Annotated in this window: 15 protein-coding genes; all 15 read left to right on the forward strand. The window is 68.4% G+C overall.

Features of this window, described 5'->3' with window-relative positions; genetic code table 11:
- The first annotated feature begins 293 nt into the window (after positions 1-293).
- The 15 genes from HV824_RS20905 to HV824_RS20975 all read left to right on the forward strand — a co-directional run bounded on the left by HV824_RS20905 (position 294) and on the right by HV824_RS20975 (position 16,960).
- The gene (locus tag HV824_RS20905) at positions 294-1,436 is read left to right on the forward strand and encodes an acyl-CoA dehydrogenase (protein ID WP_176421107.1); all 1,143 of its coding nucleotides are present in this window, start codon (positions 294-296) and stop codon (positions 1,434-1,436) included.
- A gap of 5 nt (positions 1,437-1,441) precedes the next feature.
- Positions 1,442-1,873 (forward strand): AgmX/PglI C-terminal domain-containing protein, encoded by a 432-nt coding sequence (locus HV824_RS20910; protein WP_176421108.1) that lies wholly within the window; start codon positions 1,442-1,444, stop codon positions 1,871-1,873.
- Between the two features lie 10 nt (positions 1,874-1,883).
- On the forward strand, positions 1,884-3,029 hold the full coding sequence (locus HV824_RS20915; RefSeq protein WP_176424046.1) for an acyl-CoA dehydrogenase family protein: 1,146 nt from the start codon (positions 1,884-1,886) through the stop codon (positions 3,027-3,029).
- A 297-nt stretch (positions 3,030-3,326) separates the two neighbouring features.
- The gene (locus HV824_RS20920) at positions 3,327-5,039 is read left to right on the forward strand and encodes a 30S ribosomal protein S1 (RefSeq protein WP_002639616.1); all 1,713 of its coding nucleotides are present in this window, start codon (positions 3,327-3,329) and stop codon (positions 5,037-5,039) included.
- Positions 5,040-5,227: 188 nt separating this feature from the next.
- Entirely contained in the window at positions 5,228-7,732 is a 2,505-nt protein-coding gene (locus HV824_RS20925) for a WD40 repeat domain-containing protein (RefSeq protein WP_176424047.1), read from the forward strand.
- 221 nt (positions 7,733-7,953) lie between these two features.
- Positions 7,954-9,135, forward strand: a complete 1,182-nt coding sequence (locus tag HV824_RS20930) for an acetyl-CoA C-acetyltransferase (RefSeq protein WP_176421111.1) — start codon at positions 7,954-7,956, stop codon at positions 9,133-9,135.
- 81 nt (positions 9,136-9,216) lie between these two features.
- Positions 9,217-9,915, forward strand: a complete 699-nt coding sequence (locus tag HV824_RS20935; RefSeq protein ID WP_176421112.1) for a CoA transferase subunit A — start codon at positions 9,217-9,219, stop codon at positions 9,913-9,915.
- Between the two features lie 11 nt (positions 9,916-9,926).
- On the forward strand, positions 9,927-10,583 hold the full coding sequence (locus HV824_RS20940; RefSeq protein WP_163783631.1) for a CoA transferase subunit B: 657 nt from the start codon (positions 9,927-9,929) through the stop codon (positions 10,581-10,583).
- A gap of 62 nt (positions 10,584-10,645) precedes the next feature.
- Positions 10,646-11,014 carry a TIGR02266 family protein gene (locus HV824_RS20945; RefSeq protein WP_176421113.1) on the forward strand — a complete coding sequence of 123 codons (369 nt, stop codon included), beginning with the start codon at positions 10,646-10,648 and terminating at the stop codon, positions 11,012-11,014.
- 7 nt (positions 11,015-11,021) lie between these two features.
- The gene (locus HV824_RS20950; protein WP_176421114.1) at positions 11,022-12,317 is read left to right on the forward strand and encodes a class I SAM-dependent RNA methyltransferase; all 1,296 of its coding nucleotides are present in this window, start codon (positions 11,022-11,024) and stop codon (positions 12,315-12,317) included.
- A 209-nt stretch (positions 12,318-12,526) separates the two neighbouring features.
- A complete protein-coding gene (locus HV824_RS20955) occupies positions 12,527-13,924 on the forward strand; it encodes a VWA domain-containing protein (RefSeq protein ID WP_176421115.1) in 1,398 nt (465 codons plus the stop codon).
- 32 nt (positions 13,925-13,956) lie between these two features.
- Complete coding sequence (locus HV824_RS20960) at positions 13,957-14,466, forward strand: hypothetical protein (protein WP_176421116.1); 510 nt, start codon at positions 13,957-13,959, stop codon at positions 14,464-14,466.
- Between the two features lie 73 nt (positions 14,467-14,539).
- On the forward strand, positions 14,540-15,928 hold the full coding sequence (gene miaB, locus HV824_RS20965; protein WP_176421117.1) for a tRNA (N6-isopentenyl adenosine(37)-C2)-methylthiotransferase MiaB: 1,389 nt from the start codon (positions 14,540-14,542) through the stop codon (positions 15,926-15,928).
- 4 nt (positions 15,929-15,932) lie between these two features.
- Positions 15,933-16,448: a gamma carbonic anhydrase family protein gene (locus HV824_RS20970; protein WP_176421118.1), complete on the forward strand. Its 516-nt coding sequence runs from the start codon at positions 15,933-15,935 to the stop codon at positions 16,446-16,448.
- A 41-nt stretch (positions 16,449-16,489) separates the two neighbouring features.
- The gene (locus HV824_RS20975; protein WP_176421119.1) at positions 16,490-16,960 is read left to right on the forward strand and encodes a Crp/Fnr family transcriptional regulator; all 471 of its coding nucleotides are present in this window, start codon (positions 16,490-16,492) and stop codon (positions 16,958-16,960) included.
- Positions 16,961-17,313 lie beyond the last annotated feature (353 nt).

Here is a 17,313-nt window from a genome sequence, read left to right on the forward strand (position 1 = left end):
GCTCCCCTCCCCCGCCCATGCCCGCCGCACGACCACGGACAGGGTCCACGGCACCGCGACACGGTGCCGTGGACCCTGTCCGTGGTCGTGCGGCGGGCATGGACGGGGGAGGGGAGCCGGCTGGACGTCAGCCTCGACGTCACGGTGCCCTTCAACATGTTCTTGGGTACACCCGGGGAATCCCGGGTCTCAGGCGACCGGACGGTGTCCTACCGGCACGCCACGGCGCGCTTCCGCGCACGCGCCGCGTCTTCGCTGTTCCCGAGGGAAGCCCCTCATATTATGGAGGTTCCATGAACTTCGAGTTGACCGACATCCAGCGTGAAATCCAGCGGATGACCCGCGAGTTCGCGGCCAAGGAGCTCATCCCCAACGCCCGCAAGTGGGACGAGCACCACGCCTGGCCGACGGACGCGGTGAAGAAGCTCGCCGAGCTGTCCCTGCTGGGCGTGGCCGTCCCCGAGCAGCACGGCGGCGCCGGGCTGGACAACGTCTGTTACGCCATCGCCATGGAGGAGATCAGCCGCGGCTGCGCCTCCACCGGCGTCATCATGAGCGTGAACAACTCCCTCTACTGCGATCCGATCATGAAGTTCGGCACGGACGCGCAGAAGGAGCAGTTCCTGGCGCCCTTCGCCCGGGGCGAGAAGCTGGGCTGCTTCGGCCTCACCGAGCCCGAGGCCGGCAGCGACGCCGCCGCGCAGAAGACGGTCGCCGTGCGCAAGGGTGACGAGTACGTCATCAACGGCTCGAAGAACTGGATCACCAACGGCCCCAAGGCCGACGCCATCGTCCTGATGACCATGACGAACCGGGAGGCGGGCCACAAGGGCATCACCGCGTTCATGGTCCCCACGGACACCCCAGGGTTCATCCGCGCCGAGCCGGACAAGAAGATGGGCATCAGCGCCGCCTGGTCCTGCTCCATGTTCTTCGAGGACATGCGCGTGCCGGCCAAGTACATGCTCGGCAAGGAAGGCGAGGGCTTCAAGATCGCCATGAGCACGCTGGACGGCGGCCGTATCGGCATCGCGTCGCAGGCGCTGGGCATCGCGCGCGCGGCGTACGAGGAGGCGGTGCGCTACTCCGGTGAGCGCAAGTCCTTCGGCAAGGCCATCCGCGAGCACCAGGCCATCCAGTTCATGATCGCCGACATGGCCACGGAGATCGACGCGGCCCGGCTGCTCGTGTGGCGGGCGGCCCTGCAGAAGGACAAGGGCGTGCGCCACAGCGCGGAGAGCGCCATGGCCAAGCTGTACGCCAGCGAGATGGCCAGCCGCGTGGCGAACAAGGCCCTGCAGGTGCATGGCGGCATGGGCTACAGCAAGGAGATGGACGTGGAGCGCCACGTGCGCGACGCGCGCATCACCGAAATCTACGAAGGGACGAGCGAGATCCAGCGCATCGTCATCGCCGCCAACCTGCTGAGGGAGTAACCGTCATGACCCGAGCGCTTCTCTCCGCAGTCCTCCTGGCCTCGGCGGTGGCGCTCGCGCAGGGCGCCGCCCCCGCGAAGGCGCCCGCGACGCCGGCCCCCGCCAAACGCGACGGGCCGGACATCGAGCGCATGCCCTTCACCCCCGACTCCGTCCGCCAGGTCGTCCAGCACCACCAGCGCCGCATCCAGGAGTGCTACGAGGACCACATGGCGGAGAAGGACCAGACGGTGGAGGGGCGCCTGATGACGACCTTCACCATCGACGCCAACGGCCTGGTGAAGGACGCCCGGGTGGTGAAGAAGACCAGCACGCTGAAGGACCCGAACCTGCACGACTGCGTCCAGGCCGTCCTGTCGTCCATGACCTTCCCGAAGCCCCCGGACGGCGCGGACCACCCCATCGAATATCCGTTCAACCTCAAGGCCATCGAGTAGGACTACCGCCGTGAACCTCGAGCTCACCGAGACGCAGACCCTCATCCGCGACGCCGCTCGCAAGTTCGCCCGCGAGCGCGTGGCACCGCAGGCCCGAGCGCTGGACCGCGAGGAGCGCTTCCCCACGGACCTCTTCCGGGAGTTGGGGGAGATGGGCCTGCTGGGGGTGAACCTCCCAGCGCGCTACGGCGGCTCGGAGGCCGGCGTGGTGGCCTACGCGCTGGCGATGATGGAGCTGGCCGCGGCCGACGCGTCCACGTCCGTCGCCATGGCCGTCACCAACATGTGCGGCGAGCTCATCAACGCGTTCGGCACCGACGCGCAGCGCGAGAAGTACGTGACGCGGCTGGCGTCCGGCGAGGCTGTCGCGGGCTCGTTCGCGCTGTCCGAGCCCCACGCGGGCTCCGACCCGGGCGCGCTGCGCACCACCGCGGTGCGGCGCGGGGATGCGTGGGTCCTCAACGGCAGCAAGCAGTGGATCACCTCCGGCGCGCATGCGGGGGTGCTGGTGGTGTGGGCGCGCACGTCCCCCGCCGGCAACAAGGGCTTGTCGTGCTTCATCGTCGAAGGTGGGACGAAGGGGCTCATCATCGGCAAGCACGAGGACAAGATGGGCCTGCGCTCCTCGAACACGGTGCCCCTCACGTTCGAGGACTGCGAGGTCCCGGCGGAGAACCTGCTGGGCGCCGAAGGGCAGGGGTTCAAGCTGGCCATGGTGGCCCTGGACGGCGGGCGCATTGGCATCGCGGCGCAGGCCTGCGGGGTGGGCCGCGCGGCGCTCGAGGCGACCGTGGCCTACGTGAAGGACCGCCAGGCGTTCGGCCAGGCCATTGGCGACTTCCAGGGCCCGCGCTTCATGCTCGCGGACATGAAGGTGCAACTGGAGGCGGCGGAGCTGCTGACGCTGCGCGCCGCGTCCATGAAGGAGCAGGGCCAGCCGTTCTCCCGCGAGGCCTCCATGGCGAAGCTCTTCGCCAGCGAGATGAGCAACAAGGTGGCCGACAAGGCCGTGCAGCTCCACGGCGGCTACGGCTACATCGACGAGTTCCCGGTGGAGCGGTACTTCCGCGACGCCCGCGCGCAGACCATCTACGAAGGCACCAGCGAGGTGCAGCGGATGGTGATTGCCCGTGAGAGCTTCAAGCTGAACGGCTGAGCGCGGCCCTGGAATATCAGGGCCTTGGCCGCCTGTTCGGGCCCCAGGCTGGGGACAGACGCCCTCCGGGACAGGGCTGCACGGCAGGGCAGGCGTTCTTAACTAGGTGCCAGGAACAGCACAGGCGGCACGACCTCGCTTGACTACCGGAATCACCGGTGTCTAGGTTGCGCGGCTTCCATCAAATCAAGTCCTCAATGAGGAGGACGCACGTCCCGGCCCGCTGCTCCCCGCAGGCCGCTACGGAAAAACCACCATCAGGGGGCAGTTGTACCGGTTTTAAAGGACTTCCATTTCATGCAGCAGAACGTGAACCAGCAGGTCGGGATGGACGGCGGCGACGAAGACTTTGCCGCAATGTTCGAGGCCTCGCTCAAGGAGCGCGGTGGTGACGGGATCCTGAAGGAAGGGGAGATCGTCAAGGGCACCGTGGTCCAGGTGACGAAGGACTTCGCGATTGTCGACATCGGCTACAAGTCCGAGGGACAGGTCCCGATCTCCGAGTTCACCAATCCTCGCGGAGAGGTCTCGGTTCAGGCCGGTGACCCCGTCGAGGTCCTCCTGGAGAGCCGCGAGAACGACACCGGCATGGTCGTCCTCTCCAAGGAGAAGGCCGACAAGATGCGCATCTGGGACGAGATCAGCGCCGCCTGTGAGCGCGATGAGATCGTCAAGGGCACCATCGTCGGTCGCGTGAAGGGCGGCCTGTCCGTCGACATCGGCGTGAAGGCGTTCCTGCCCGGCTCGCAGGTTGACATCCGCCCCGTGCGGAACCTTGACCAGTACATCTCGAAGGAATTCGAGTTCAAGGTCATCAAGTTCAACAAGAAGCGCGGCAACATCGTGCTTTCCCGCCGCGTCCTCCTCGAGAAGCAGCGCGAGGAGATGAAGAAGGAGACCCTCAAGAACCTCAAGGAGGGTGCCGTCCTCAAGGGCGTGGTCAAGAACCTCACCGACTACGGTGCGTTCATCGACCTGGGCGGTATCGACGGTCTCCTCCACATCACGGACATGTCGTGGGGCCGCATCGGTCACCCGAGCGAGATGTTCAACGTGGGTGACGAGGTCCGCGTCGTCGTCCTCAAGTTCGACCCGACGCAGGAGCGCGTCAGCCTGGGCCTGAAGCAGATCCAGGAGGACCCGTGGCACCGCGCCGACGAGAAGTACCCGGTCGGCACCCGCGTGCGCGGCAAGGTCGTGTCCATCACGGACTACGGCGCGTTCATCGAGATCGAGCAGGGCGTCGAGGGTCTGGTGCACGTGTCCGAGATGTCCTGGACCAAGCGCCTCAAGCACCCGTCCAAGATCCTGGAGGTCGGCCAGGAGGTGGAGGCCGTCGTCCTGGACATCGATCCGAAGGCCAAGCGCATCGCGCTGGGCATGAAGCAGATCGAGCAGAACCCCTGGACGCTGCTCGAGGACAAGTACCCGATCGGCTCCGTCATCAAGGGTCAGATCCGCAACGTCACCGACTTCGGCGTGTTCGTCGGCGTCGAGGAGGGCGTGGACGGCCTGGTGCACGTCTCCGACATCTCCTGGACGGTGCGCATCAAGCACCCGGGCGAGATGTTCAAGAAGGGCGACGAGGTCGAGGCGGTGGTGCTCAACATCGACGTCGAGAACGAGCGCTTCAGCCTGGGCATCAAGCAGCTCCAGCCGGACCCCTGGGAGACGCTGTCCGAGCGCCTGCCCGTGGGCAGCCGCGTGAAGGGCAAGGTCACCAAGGTCACCGACTTCGGCGCGTTCGTGGAGATCGAGCCGGGCATCGAGGGCCTCGTCCACGTCTCCGAGCTGAAGGAGGAGCGTGTCGAGAACCCGCGTGACGTGGTGCAGGAGGCGCAGGATGTCGAGGTGAAGATCATCGACATCAACACCCCGGACCGGAAGGTCGCGCTGTCGATGAAGGCGCTGATCGGCGAGGGCGAGGACTACCGCGAGTACCTCCGCAAGCAGGCGGAAGGCTCGAAGGCGCGCCTCGGCGACGTGATGGCGAGCAAGCTGAAGAAGTAGTCTTCAGCCGCACGCGCCCACACGGCGAGACGGCCGGGTTCCCGAAGAGGGGGCCCGGCCGTTGCCGTTTCGGGGCATCTCCGTCCCGGTGCGGGCTCGCGCCGCTGGGACGGCTTTGACTTGGAGTCAGGCCGGGCGCTAAGCAGGGTCCTACGCGTATCGGGGCCGAGCGCGTGGGGGACAATTCCATGGTTGCTCGTACTTTGTGCCGGGGCCTCTGCTCCGGACTGGCCTATGCGCTCACGTTGAGTGCGGTGTTCGCGTGTTCGGGTGGAAGCCCCCCGGACCCCTCTGCGTCCCAGCCCCCGGGCTCGGCGCGCATCGAGGTCTCCGTCGCGCAGTTCACGCAGGGAGAGGCGGGACATTTCCGGTGCATCGCCGAGGATCCGGACGGTGACGCGCTGCTCTACGTGTTCGACTGGGGGCGCGCGCGGGCCGAAGTCGGGATGACTCCCCGCGTTCCCAGCGGCACGGCCGGCGACGTGACGCCCACCTTCCAGGCCGTGGGGGAGTTCACGGCCCGCTGCCGCGCCGTTGATACGCATGGGCAGTTGGGGGCGTGGTCCGAGCAGGTGCCCTTCCGTGTGCAACGGCCGCCGCCGCCGGACGACGGGAAGCGGGAGTTCAAGGTGGAGCTCTTCGGCCAGGGGCGCGTGACGAGCACGCCTGGCGGAATCGACTGCCCCACCACCTGCAGCGCGCGCTTCGACGTAGGAACCCATGTGTCTCTGTCAGTGGAACCGCAGCCTGGCTGGCGCTTCGCGGGAATGCTCCGCTGCGGTACCGAGGCCGCGCCCGGCGTCTTCCAGGTCGAGCACAACCGCCACTGTGGTGCGGGGTTTGCCCGTCTGGAGGCGCATGCCGCGGAGTGGCGCCAGACGGGGGCCTACCACCCGACCGACGCGACGTGGGGCCCCGAGGGCTGGCTGCTCGCCGTGTTGGACCGAAGGAACGAGGGTGGCCGCCTGCGCATCTGGAATGCGGGGCTCGGGCATGTCGCCCGCGTGCTCCGCATGGACGCCGTCGACATGCGCTCGGTGTCCTGGGGGCCGCGGTATGAGGACCTGGCTGTTGGGCTTGAGGATGGGCGGTTGGGCCTGATTGATCCGGCGACCGAGGCGTTCCGCCAGACGTGGAGCGCCCATGAGGGGACGGTGGTGGGGGTGACCTGGTCCGCGCAAGGAGACGAGCTGGCCAGCGTCAGCAACCTGGGGGAGGGCGGCGCGGAGGTTCGCTTCTGGTCCGCCTCCACGGGGGCGGAGCGCCGCACGCCCTTGCGGACGGCTCGCACGGTTCGGCGCATCCATTGGAGCCCGGATGGCGCGAGGATCGCGCTCGAGGTGCAGGGCGAACAGGTGGAGATCCACACGTTGGATCCCTGGGTGCAAGTTCAGGAAGTGGTCAACGCGGATAGCTTCGCCTGGAGCCCCGAGGGTGAGCGCTACGCGGTGGGGAGCTACCGGAATGTCCGTGTGTACGACACGGTGACCCATGCGCTCCAGGCCTCGTGGTTCGGTTCGTGGAGCACGTCGTCCCGCATGGACTGGAGCCCGACGAAGAACTGGCTCGTCCTGGTGGACGCGCTCCACTCGCTGACGGTCTTGAACGTCACCACCGGCGTGGTGGTGGCGGAAGGCTCCGAGGTGCCACGCAACCCGCTGAGCGCGCTGGGCTACAGCGCCGTGCGCTTCCACCCGCGACAGGAGTCATTCGTGGCGGTGGAGAGCGAGCCCGCGTCGGTGTCCATCTTCAGCGTGGATGCACCGCAAGCACGGCTGTCGCGCAACGAGTTGCTGGCGCACACGTCGGAGGTGGCCGCCACGGCGTGGAGTCCCGCAGGGGACCGGCTCGCTTCCGCGGGGCACGACGGCAAGGTCCGGCTCTGGGGGACGACGGGCCGGGCCATCGCCACCCTGGACGGACATGATGGCAACCATGTCCGTTCGTTGGCCTGGAACGCCAGCGGCACGCGGCTCGCGTCGGGAGGAACGGATGGACGCATCTGCCTCTGGGACGTCGAACAGGGCCGCCTGGCACAACCGCCGCTCCAGATGATGATGGGCCCCCGGGAGCGGCCCCTGGAGGTAGACCACGTCGCGTTGAGCCCGGATGGACGCACCCTGGCGAGCGTGGGCGCGACGGTGTTCCTCACCGGGAAGGGGACCAGCATCCAGGTCTGGGATGTCGCCTCGGGCGTGGAGTTGCTCCGAATCCCAGAGACAGACGGCCCGGTCGTGGGGCTGGGATGGACGCAGGATGGAGCGTCGCTGATCATCGTCTACTCCCACGCGGCCTGGGATATCTGGAACCTCCCGTCCGGCGCGCTCCGACGCGTGGAGTCCGCCTGGGAGCTCCTGTCCACCGCGGTGCTCAGCCCGGATGGAACCCGGCTGGCCTGTAGCGACAGGCGCGGGGTGTCCGTGCTGGACGTGGAGACGGGCGCTGTCATCGCGGAGACCCCCACCTGGACCACCCAGCTTGCCCTCGCGTGGCACCCGGCCGGCACCTCCTTCGCCGGCGGCGGCACGGAGCGGCTCGTCTTCCAGTGGCAGGTCCTGGAGACCGGGCATCTCTCACACAGCGTCCTGGGCGCTCACGACAGCCTGGTCCTGGGCGCCTCGTGGCGCGGAGATGGCGCGGTCTTCACCACGAGCGGAGCAGACATGTCGCTGGTCACCTGGCACGCCCGGTAGAAACCGTCCGACCGGTCGGGCGGGCAGGGGCGTGGGGTCCGAGCCGCCAGGCCTCGTGACTTCAAACGGTTACGAGAGCTGGCGCGTTGCGTCGTGCGCAGTGGACGCTCCCAGTCGTGTGGCGAGCAACGATGCTTGAACTCGGTGAAGTGGCCGGTGATAAGGGCCACCGACGCTGTTATCGAAGGTCATCCGCACATCCTCAAGAGGAGGCAGTTTTCATGGCTCGTGACGTCGTCATCGTGGGCGCGGCCCGTACCCCCATTGGTGCCTTTCAGGGCGCGCTCGCCAAGCTGACGGCCCCGCAGCTGGGCGCGATCGCCATCAAGGCGGCGCTGGAGCGCGCGGGCGTGAAGCCCGAGGCCGTGCAGGAAGTCATCCTGGGCTGCGTGCTCACCGCCGGCGTCGGCCAGGCGCCCGCTCGCCAGGCGGCCATCTTCGCCGGTCTGCCTGAGACGGTCCCCGCCACCACGCTCAACAAGGTCTGTGGCTCCGGCCTCAAGGCCGTCAGCGCGGGCGCGCAGGCCATTGCCCTGGGTGAGGCGGACGTCGTCGTGGTGGGCGGTATGGAGTCCATGAGCAACGCGCCCTACATCAGCCACACGATGCGTGGCGGCGCGCGCATGGGCAACGTGGAGTTCAAGGACGCGATGATCCACGACGGCCTCTGGGACGTGTACGGCAACGTCCACATGGGCCTCTGCGCCGAGGCGTGCGCCACGACGCAGGACATCAGCCGCTCGCAGCAGGACGAGTACGCGCTGGAGTCCACGCGCCGCGCCATCCAGTCCCAGAAGGACGGCCTGTTCAAGGCGGAGATCGTCCCGGTCCAGATTCCCGGCAAGAAGCCGGAGGACGTCGTCACCGTCTCCGACGACGAGGGTCCCCGCAACGCGAAGCCGGAGAAGATTCCGGGCCTGAAGCCGGTGTTCAAGAAGGACGGCACGGTGACGGCCGCCAACGCGTCCTCCATCAACGACGGCGCCGCGGCGCTGGTGCTGATGAGCGAGGAGCGCGCGAAGGCCGAGGGCCGCACCATCCTGGGCCGCATCACGGGCTACGCCCAGGCGGCGCGCAAGCCGGTGGAGTTCACCATCGCCCCCACGGACGCCATCAACAAGCTGCTGACCCAGAAGGGCGTCAGCGCGGGTGACGTGGACCTCTGGGAGATCAACGAGGCGTTCGCGGTGGTGTCCATCGCGAACAACCGGCTGCTCGGCCTGGACGTGTCGAAGGTGAACGTGCGCGGCGGCGCGGTGGCGCTGGGCCACCCGATTGGCGCGTCCGGCGCGCGCGTGCTGGTGACGCTGCTGCAGACGATGAAGGACCTGGACAAGAAGCGCGGCGTCGCGTCGCTGTGCATTGGCGGTGGCGAGGGCATCGCGCTGATGGTGGAGCGCTGAACTTCCTCTCCCGATAGGGGAGGGACACGGGGTGGGGGCCTGAGAAGGGCCTTCACCCCGTTCGCACGTGCGGGAGGGCGGATGAACAAGGTCTACGCGAACGCGGACGAGGCGGTCGCCGACATCCCAGACGGCTGCACGCTCATGAGCGGCGGCTTCGGGCTGTGCGGCAACCCGGAGAATCTCATCGAGGCACTTCACCGGAAGAACGTGAAGGACCTCACCATCATCTCCAACAACTGCGGCACCACCGAGCTGGGGCTCGGAATCCTGCTTCAGAACAAGCAGGTGAAGAAGATGGTGTCCAGCTACGTGGGAGAGAACAAGGAGTTCGAGCGGCAGTTCCTCTCCGGTGAGCTGGAGGTGGAGCTGACCCCGCAGGGCACCCTGGCCGAGCGCATCCGCGCGGGCGGCTGCGGCATTGGCGGCTTCTTCACCCCGACGGGCGCCGGCACCCAGGTGGCCGAAGGGAAGGAGACGCGCGTCATCGACGGGCGGCCGCACGTGCTGGAGACGCCGCTGAAGGCGGACTTCGCCATCGTCCGCGCGTGGAAGGCGGACCGCTGGGGCAACCTGGTGTTCCGCAAGACGGCGCGGAACTTCTCCCCGATGATGTGCATGGCGGCCAAGGTCACCATCGTCGAGGCGGAGCACATCGTGGAGCCCGGTGAGCTGGACCCGGACCTGGTGCACATCCCGAGCATCTTCGTGAAGCGCATCATCCAGGCGAAGAACCTCCAGAAGTGGATCGAGCGGCGCACCGTCCGCAAGTCGGCCTGAGGAGCCCAGCCATGCCACTGACTCGTGAACAGATTGCACAGCGCATCGCCCAGGAGCTGCGGGACGGCTTCTACGTCAACCTGGGTATCGGCATGCCCACCCTGGTGGCCAACTACATCCCGCCGGGCATGGACATCGTGCTCCAGTCGGAGAACGGCCTGCTGGGCATTGGCCCCTGGCCCGTGGAGGGCCAGGAGGACCCCGACCTCATCAACGCCGGCAAGGAGACGGTGACGGCGGTGCCCGGCGCCGCGTTCTTCGACTCGGCGCTGTCGTTCGGGATGATCCGCGGCGGCCACATCGACATGGCCGTGCTGGGCGCCATGGAGGTCAGCGAAGAAGGCGACCTGGCCAACTGGATGATCCCCGGGAAGATGATCAAGGGCATGGGCGGCGCCATGGACCTGGCCGTCGGGGCCCAGCGCATCTTCGTGGCCATGGAGCACGCCAACAAGGACGGCAAGCCCAAGATCCTCAAGAAGTGCTCGCTGCCGCTGACGGGCCTCAAGTGCATCCACCACATCGTCACGGACCACGCGTACATCGACGTGACGCCGCAGGGGCTCATCCTGCGCGAGGTGGCCCCCGGCGTGACGGTGGAGCAGGTGCAGAAGCTCACCGAGCCGAAGCTGACGGTGGCCCCCGACGTCCGTGAGATGAAAGTCTGAGCGTGTGGGGTTAAGGTGCGCCGCCGCGGGCGTTGTACGAATCCCGCGGCGGAGCGCTTCCCATGGCAGACAGTCCCGACACCTCGACCCCTCATCCCCGCGCGCCCCGTCTGGAGTACGAGCTGCCGGTGGCCTACCGCAGCGTCTCCGGCTTCGTCACCGACTGGGCGGTGAACCTGTCGAAGGGTGGCCTGTACATCAACACCGACAAGCCGCTGTCCGTGGACACGGTGGTGCGCCTGTTGGTGACGCTTCCCGGCGCGCACTTCCCCGTGGAGCTGAAGGGGCGGGTGACGCGCACCAATGCCGTGGGCGTGCCCGCGCCCCAGTCCCCAGGGATGGCGGTGGAGTTCCTGGACGTTGATGAAGACAAGCGAACGCGTATCGAGGAGTTCGTGGAGCGCCTGCGCTCGGAACTCCCGCCCGAGTAGCGCCTGAATGCTGCCGCTCCCTGAACTTCCCGTCCAACTGACTGTCGAGCGCCTCGGCCAGCTCGGCGAAGGCGTGGCCTCCTGGCAGGGGCGCACCGTCTTCGTCCCGGGGACCTTCCCGGGTGACACCGTGCGCGTCCACCTGGAGACGCAAGGCCGCGTGCTGCGCGGAATCCTCCGGCAGGTGGTGTCTCCAGGCCCGGACCGGCGTGACGCGCCCTGCGTGTACGCGTCCGACTGCGGAGGCTGTGACTGGCTGGGGCTGGCCGAGCCCGCCCAGCGCGCCGCGAAGCAGGAGATCGTCCTGTCGACGCTGGAGCACCTGGGCCACCTGGCTCGGGACCGCTTCACCGTGCGTCCGCTGCTGGTGGCGCCTCGCGACTGGGGCTACCGGCGCCGCGCGGTGCTGCATCCCGCGGGCAAGGGGGCGCTGGGATACTTCGGCCGGCGCAGCCACGAGCGCGTGCCCGTGGAACGCTGTGGCGCGCTCACGCCCGTGCTCACCGCGCTTCCCGGCCAGTTGGCTCCGCTGCTCAAGCCCCTGGCGAAGGACACCGAGGATGTGCTGCTGCTGGCGGAAGGGGACAAGGCCGCGTTCGCCGTGAAGCTCAGCGGCCCGGTGACGGCGCGCCACCTGGAGGCCGCCGAGGCGGCCGTGCGCGCCCTGCGGCTGGAGGGGGCGGTGCTGGTGCCGAAGGAAGGCTCGGCCAGGCTCCTGGGCAAGCCCGCGCTGCGCGCCTGCTCACCGCTGCGGCCGGAGGTCCCCCTGTACCTGCGACCGGATGCCTTCGCCCAGGCCCATGCCGAGGCCAATGTGGGGCTGGTGACCTCGGCCGTGTACGAGCTGGGAGCCCGAGAGTCCGACACCGTGCTGGAGCTCTATTCGGGCAACGGCAACTTCACCTTCCCCCTGGCCGGGACCGCCGCGTCCGTGCTGGGCGTGGAGTCCTCCCCCGTGGGCGTGGAGCTGGCCCAGCGGAGTGCTCGGGAGGGCGGGGTGACGAATGTGCGCTTCATCCAGGGTGACGCCCGCAAGGTGTGCGACGGGCTGGTGGCTGAACAGCGCCGCTTCGACGTGTGCCTCGCGGACCCGCCGCGCGCGGGCGCCCCGGGCCTGGCGAAGTGGATGACGGCCCTGGGCGTGCGCCGCGTGGTGTACGTGGCGTGTGATCCGGCGTCCCTGGCTCGGGACGCCGCGGGCCTGGTCGCCGCGGGCTACAAGCCCCTGGCCCTCCAGGTGGTCGACATGTTCCCTCAGACGCATCACGTCGAGGCCGTGATGTCCTTCGAGCGGTCGGCCTGAACAGCGCCAACACGTACCACCAGTCTTTGTCGCGCTGAGCAGGCCGATAGGGGAGCGCAGCGGCGTTCACTCTGGACACAAGTAAGAATAATCCGAAATTCAGTAAATTTTAGTGATTACACCGCGTGTACCAGGGAGGCAGGCGTCCACTTGCTTCATGGTCGTGCATTCCCGATTGCGCGCGGGCCGTCCCCGGACATGATGGTTGCGTGGATGCCCGCATCGTCGAGTTCGCCGAAGTCCTCCGCCAGAACGGTGTGCGTGTCAGTACGTCCGAGGTCCAGGACGCGCTGCGCGCCACGTCCGAGGTAGGCCTCAAGGACCGGAGCCTGTTCCGTTCGGTGCTCCGCACCACGCTGGTGAAGCGCGAGCTGGACGTGGACACCTTCAACCGGGCCTTCGAGTTCTACTTCTCCGGCGCGGCGCGGACGTTCGAGGCCATCGACAAGTCGCTGGCGCAGCAACTGGAAGAGGAGGGCTACCTGGAGGGCGACCTGCTGAAGATGGTCCTCATCCAGATGCACCAGCTCCTCCCGGAGATGTCGCCCCTGGCCCAGGCCGTGCTGATGGGAGACCGGGCCCGGCTGGCGCAGATCTTCCGGATGGCCTCGCTGCAGCTCGACCTGTCGCGGATGGAGAGCCCGCTCCAGTCGGGCTTCTTCTCCCGGCGCATGCTGGCGGCGGCCGGGGCGGACAAGGCCCGGAACGACATGAAGTCGCTCGAGGACGAGCTGCGCTCCCGGGGCCTCACGCCGGAAGGGGTGGAGATTGTCTCGCGCCATGTCGCCGCCGCGATGCGGAAGATCGAGGACGCCGCGCGCCAGGAGGTGAAGCGCCAGGCGGAGGCCCGCATCCGCCGCCGCACCGACACCGCCGCGGACAAGCCGCTGCACCTGCTCACCCAGGCGGAGGTGGACCAGATGGAGTCCGCCGTGCGCACCCTGGCGGAGAAGCTGCGCAGCCGGCTCATCCGGAAGCAGCGCTCGCACCGCAAGGGCGCCCTCAACGTGCGGCGCACCCTGCGCCGGAACCTGCCGTGGGGCGGGGTGCCCATGGTGCCCCAGTTCCGCAGCCGCCGCCCGGAGCGCCCGGAGCTGGTGGTGCTCTGCGACGTGTCCGACTCCGTGCGGCAGGCGTCGCGGATGATGCTGCTGTTCATGCACACGATGCAGTCGCTCTTCGTCCGCGTGCGCTCGTTCGTCTTCGTGTCCGACGTGGGCGAGGTGACGCAGTACTTCAAGGACCTGGACGTGGACGCCGCCATCGACATGGCCACCGCGGGCAAGACGGTGTCCCTGAGCGCGAACTCCAACTACGGCCGCGCCCTGGCCGACTTCAGCCGGGACCACCTGGGAAGCATCACCCGCCGCACCACCGTCATGGTGATTGGCGACGGGCGGAACAACTACAACGCGAACAACGCCTGGGCCCTCAAGGACCTGCGCCGCAAGGCGAAGCGGCTCTTGTGGATCTGCCCCGAGGAGCGTGGCAACTGGGGCATTGGCGACAGTGAGATGCTCACCTACGAGAAGCACTGTCACCAGGCCGTCGTCGTCACCTCCGTGGCGGACCTGACCCGGATCGCCGACCAGCTCGTGCCCGCGTAGTCCCGGGCCCATCCCTCCCAAGGCACCTCCCCATGGCTTCCTTCCTCTTCGACGACAACGGCTTCCAGGACGTCCCCAACCGGGAGCCATCCACGGACCTCACCGCCGCCGACGACCGCACCTTGCGCTGGGCCGCGCCCCCGCTGGACGCGGCGATGCTCGACGCCCTGGTCTGCTACCAGCAGACCTACCTCGCCCACGCCTCCGGGCAGGGGACGGAGACCCTGGCCCAGGCCCACACCGAGGCCCTGGCCGCGTCGGGGTTGGACGCCAAGACAGCGGAGCAGGGCAGCGCGTTGCTGCGAGCCTTCGGCGGGCGGCGCTGGGCGGTCCGCAAGCTCCAGGACAAGCTGGGGCAGCTCCAGGGCGGCGCGGCGGACGAGCTCACGGGCCGCATCCAGGACGAGCTGGTCAAGAAGGAGCGCGAAACCGATGCCCTGGCGCGGCGTTACGGCGAGGACGCCCTGGTGCTGCTCCGGGCCCGCGAGGCGGAGCTGGTGGACCTGCACACCCGCCTGACGCACCTGCTCAGCCGGGGATGAAGGCGGGCGGGCGGCCGGTTGCATTCCGCGTCCGGCCATCGGATAAGGGCACGTACTTGCTCAGGGTTCTTCCATGAAGCGCTATTTCATCCACACCTTCGGCTGCCAGATGAACGTCAACGACTCGCTCCGCATGAGCGAGGTGTTGAGCCAGATGTCCTACGCGCCGACGCCGGTGCCGGACAACGCCGACCTCATCATCCTCAACACCTGCTCCATCCGGGAGAAGGCGGAGGACAAGATGCTGTCCGCCCTGGGGCGGTACAAGCCGGTGAAGGCCAGCCGCGGCGCGCTGATTGGCGTGGGCGGGTGCGTGGCGCAGCAGGAGAAGGACAAGCTCCTCAAGAAGGTGCCGTACCTGGACTTCGTCTTCGGCCCCGACAACATCGCGCGCCTGCCGGACATCATCGGCCGGGTGTCCGCGGAGCGGGCGCGGGTGGTGGAGACGGCCTTCGTGAACTCGGAGGAGTACGTCTTCCCGCGCGCCGACCCGGAGACGTCCCGCGGCAAGGTCACCGAGTTCGTCACGGTGATGAAGGGCTGCGACAACGTCTGCTCGTTCTGCATCGTGCCGCACACGCGCGGCCGCGAGGTGAGCCGGGCGTTCCCGGACGTGCTCGTCGAGGTGGCGGACCTGGCCAAGGTCGGCGTGCGCGAGGTGACGCTCATCGGCCAGAACGTGAACTCCTACGCGGGCGGCATCTCCTTCGCGCAGTTGCTGCTGCGCACCGCGGAGGTCCCCGGCATCGAGCGCGTGCGCTTCACCACCAGCCACCCGCACGACTTGTCCGACGAGCTGATCGAAGCCTTCCGCGTCCAGCCGAAGATCACCCCGCACTTCCACCTGCCGGTGCAGTGTGGCAGCGACCGCATCCTGAAGATGATGCGCCGCGACTACACGGTGGTGCAGTACCTGGAGCGCCTGGCGAAGCTGCGCGAGGCGCGGCCGGGCATCGCCGTCACCACGGACATCATCGTCGGCTTCCCCGGGGAGACCGAGGAGGAGTTCGAGCTGACGATGCAGCTCACCGAGCAGGTCCGCTACGACAACCAGTTCTCCTTCGTCTACAGCCCGCGGCCCAAGACGGGCGCGGCCCTGCGCGAGAAGGACTGGGGCCCGGTGCCGCACGAGGTGAAGATCGCCCGCCTGGAGCGGCTGCAGAAGCTGCAGCGGCGCATCAGCGGCGAAATCACCGCGGCGCTCGTGGGCTCGGAGGTGGAGGTCATGGTGGAGGGGCACTCGCGCTACGACGCCACCAAGCGCTTTGGCCGCACGCCGGAGAACCGCACCGTCAACTTCGAAGGGGACGCCCCCGCGGGCGCCTTCGTGACGGTGAAGGTGGAGCGCGCCACCCCCAACCAGCTCGCGGGCAAGCAGGTGGCCCTGCTCAAGCCCCCCACGGTGGAGCCGCTGCCGGTGCCCCTGGCCGAGGCGCCGCTCCACGTCGTCGCGGAGGCGTAGCGCCATGCCGCTGAGAACGTTCCGAGGAATGTCCCCCCGCGTCCACCCGGGCTGCTTCGTGGACGACTCCGCCCAGCTCGTGGGCGACATCGAGGTGGGGGAGGACTCCTCCATCTGGTTCAACTGCGTGCTGCGCGGGGACGTGAATCCCATCCGCATCGGGAAGCGCACCAACGTGCAGGACCTCTCCCTGGTTCACGTCACCAGCGGCAGGTCCGCCACCACGGTGGGGGACGACGTGACGGTGGGGCACCACGTCATCCTCCATGGGTGCACCATCGGCAACCGGGTGCTGGTGGGCATGGGCGCCACCGTCATGGATGACGCGGAGGTGGGGGACGACTGCATCATCGGCGCGGGGGCCCTGCTGACGCCGGGCACGAAGGTTCCGCCGGGCTCACTGGTGGTGGGCTCTCCGGGCCGGGTGAAGCGCCCCATCACCGAGGCGGAGCGTGAGTTCCTCTTGATGTCCGCCCAGCACTACGTGCTGCTCGCGGCCGAGTACCACACGGCCCGCTGAGTCGCTCGCGAGCCTACGCTGGGCGTGTTAGGAGCACATGCATGGCTCTCGTGCCTGCCACAACGCTCAAGGCGTGTCCGCTGTTCAAGGGTTTCACGGACACCGGCATCCAGATCTTCGCCGGGGTCGCCGTCGCGCGGGCGTTCCCCAAAGGAACCGCGCTCTTCGCCGAAGGCAAGACGGGGGAGTCTCTCCTCATCGTCGGTGAGGGTACCGTGCGCCTGAGCGCCAGGAGCGCCGCGGGCGAGGACGTGTCCCTGGGTGAGGTCGGCTCCGGCGAGCCCCTGGGTGAGCTGGCCCTGGTGCAGAAGGGTGAGCGGCTGTGCACCGCCACCGCCGTCACCGACGTGTCGGCCCTGGAGATTCGCGCCGCGGATTTCCAGAAACTCCTGGCTAGCAAGCCGCAAGCCTGCGTGAAGCTGCTGATGGGCATCGTCGCGCACTTCGGCCAGAAGGCCCGCGACAACCGGGACATGCTGCGCACGCTGATTCGAAAAGCCCCCGCGGCCTGAGCCGATGGAGGCGCCATTCGGGCGGGCGGTGGTTAAGCTGCTCGGCGGCCCTGGCTGTGCGGGTCGGGGTAGGGCCTGGTGGCTGGAGTTCCCACCTCGTCGCGCGGGGCGGGCCAGGGCGGCATGGGCCTCCTGGACGATTGGCACCCAGGTGGGCAGGCTGCCCGAAGGGGCTGCGCGACGTTGGGACAGTGGGGCAGCGGGAGGCTGCGGTCGGAGAATAAGAAGGGGGGAGGCGATTCCCCTTGTTGGACCCGGAGTTTTGACGACCCGCGCCCGGTTGATGTCTGGGCGCTAGAGGGGCGGCCTCAGGTGAATGCCGGGGCGGGCCCTTCGGACGTGAACGGACAGGA

Source organism: Myxococcus sp. AM009, assembly GCF_013372605.1.
GTDB lineage: Bacteria > Myxococcota > Myxococcia > Myxococcales > Myxococcaceae > Myxococcus > Myxococcus vastator.

What these genes read in the sequence shown, in the direction of transcription:
- HV824_RS20905 (WP_176421107.1), top strand. Translation starts at nt 294, where the DNA reads ATGAACTTCGAGTTGACCGACATCCAGCGTGAAATCCAGCGGATGACC.
- HV824_RS20910 (WP_176421108.1), top strand. Translation starts at nt 1,442, where the DNA reads ATGACCCGAGCGCTTCTCTCCGCAGTCCTCCTGGCCTCGGCGGTGGCG.
- HV824_RS20920 (WP_002639616.1), top strand. Translation starts at nt 3,327, where the DNA reads ATGCAGCAGAACGTGAACCAGCAGGTCGGGATGGACGGCGGCGACGAA.
- HV824_RS20925 (WP_176424047.1), top strand. Translation starts at nt 5,228, where the DNA reads ATGGTTGCTCGTACTTTGTGCCGGGGCCTCTGCTCCGGACTGGCCTAT.
- HV824_RS20930 (WP_176421111.1), top strand. Translation starts at nt 7,954, where the DNA reads ATGGCTCGTGACGTCGTCATCGTGGGCGCGGCCCGTACCCCCATTGGT.
- HV824_RS20935 (WP_176421112.1), top strand. Translation starts at nt 9,217, where the DNA reads ATGAACAAGGTCTACGCGAACGCGGACGAGGCGGTCGCCGACATCCCA.
- HV824_RS20940 (WP_163783631.1), top strand. Translation starts at nt 9,927, where the DNA reads ATGCCACTGACTCGTGAACAGATTGCACAGCGCATCGCCCAGGAGCTG.
- HV824_RS20945 (WP_176421113.1), top strand. Translation starts at nt 10,646, where the DNA reads ATGGCAGACAGTCCCGACACCTCGACCCCTCATCCCCGCGCGCCCCGT.
- HV824_RS20950 (WP_176421114.1), top strand. Translation starts at nt 11,022, where the DNA reads ATGCTGCCGCTCCCTGAACTTCCCGTCCAACTGACTGTCGAGCGCCTC.
- HV824_RS20960 (WP_176421116.1), top strand. Translation starts at nt 13,957, where the DNA reads ATGGCTTCCTTCCTCTTCGACGACAACGGCTTCCAGGACGTCCCCAAC.
- miaB (WP_176421117.1), top strand. Translation starts at nt 14,540, where the DNA reads ATGAAGCGCTATTTCATCCACACCTTCGGCTGCCAGATGAACGTCAAC.
- HV824_RS20970 (WP_176421118.1), top strand. Translation starts at nt 15,933, where the DNA reads ATGCCGCTGAGAACGTTCCGAGGAATGTCCCCCCGCGTCCACCCGGGC.
- HV824_RS20975 (WP_176421119.1), top strand. Translation starts at nt 16,490, where the DNA reads ATGGCTCTCGTGCCTGCCACAACGCTCAAGGCGTGTCCGCTGTTCAAG.